The 1,561-nt window shown below is 42.2% G+C and carries 1 rRNA gene; it reads left to right on the top strand.

Annotated elements, in window-relative coordinates:
* Positions 1–335: 335 nt before the first annotated feature.
* A 16S ribosomal RNA gene (locus O6B72_RS09270) occupies positions 336–1,561 on the top strand; the annotation flags it as partial.

The following is a 1,561-nucleotide window of genomic DNA, read 5'->3' as shown; positions in this document are numbered from 1 at the left end:
TTTTTCATCTCCCCCAAATTTCTTCCAACATTTTCTCCCACTTTAATGAAACTTTAAGCTTTATGTTTGTATAATTTCATTTCCGTTTTACGAAAGACCTCTTAAACGAGTTGTTTAAACAGTTCTTTTTTATAAAAAACGAGTTTTTTAAATTATTAATGTTAAACTATAAAAATCAAATTTTAAAGTCAATCTTTGAAATCTAAACAAGTGATCGATTGAGCTAGAAATTAAAAACAATATCTTTGTATTATATATAAAGGTATTAAATAATAATTTATTTTTATTTAAAGATAAATAATAAAAGTTTTTAGATTAAAAACTTCATAATATTTTTTATGGAGAGTTTGATCCTGGCTCAGAGTGAACGCTGGCGGCGTGCCTAATACATGCAAGTCGAACGATGAAGTCCTAGCTTGCTAGGATGGATTAGTGGCGCACGGGTGAGTAATATATAGTTAATCTGCCCTACACAGAGGAACAACAGTTGGAAACGGCTGCTAATACCTCATACTCCTATTTGACATAAGTTAAATAGGGAAAGTCTTTTCGGTGTAGGATGAGACTATATCGTATCAGCTAGTTGGTAAGGTAATGGCTTACCAAGGCTATGACGCGTAACTGGTCTGAGAGGATGATCAGTCACATTGGAACTGAGACACGGTCCAAACTCCTACGGGAGGCAGCAGTAAGGAATATTGCGCAATGGGGGAAACCCTGACGCAGCAACGCCGCGTGGAGGATGACACTTTTCGGAGCGTAAACTCCTTTTATCAGGAAAGAATAATGACGGTACCTGATGAATAAGCACCGGCTAACTCCGTGCCAGCAGCCGCGGTAATACGGGGGGTGCAAGCGTTACTCGGAATCACTGGGCGTAAAGGACGCGTAGGCGGATTATCAAGTCTTTTGTGAAATCTAGTGGCTTAACCACTAAACTGCTTAGGAAACTGATAGTCTAGAGTAGGGGAGAGGTAGATGGAATTCTTGGTGTAGGGGTAAAATCCGTAGAGATCAAGAAGAATACCCATTGCGAAAGCGATCTGCTGGAACCTAACTGACGCTGAGGCGTGAAAGCGTGGGTAGCAAACAGGATTAGATACCCTGGTAGTCCACGCCCTAAACGATGTATACTAGTTGTTGCTTTGCTAGTCAAGGCAGTAATGCAGCTAACGCATTAAGTATACCGCCTGGGGAGTACGGTCGCAAGATTAAAACTCAAAGGAATAGACGGGGACCCGCACAAGCGGTGGAGCATGTGGTTTAATTCGAAGATACGCGAAGAACCTTACCTGGACTTGACATCCTAAAAACATCTAAGAGATTAGAAAGTGCTAGTTTACTAGAATTTAGTGACAGGTGCTGCACGGCTGTCGTCAGCTCGTGTCGTGAGATGTTGGGTTAAGTCCCGCAACGAGCGCAACCCACGTGTTTAGTTGCTAACAGCTCGGCTGAGCACTCTAAACAGACTGCCTTCGTAAGGAGGAGGAAGGTGTGGACGACGTCAAGTCATCATGGCCCTTATGTCCAGGGCGACACACGTGCTACAATGACATATACA

Source organism: Campylobacter ureolyticus (assembly GCF_027277485.1).
Classification (GTDB): Bacteria; Campylobacterota; Campylobacteria; order Campylobacterales; family Campylobacteraceae; genus Campylobacter_B; species Campylobacter_B ureolyticus_B.
Note: the sequence above shows the minus strand (reverse complement) of the source record. Positions and strands in the feature narration are given on the sequence as shown.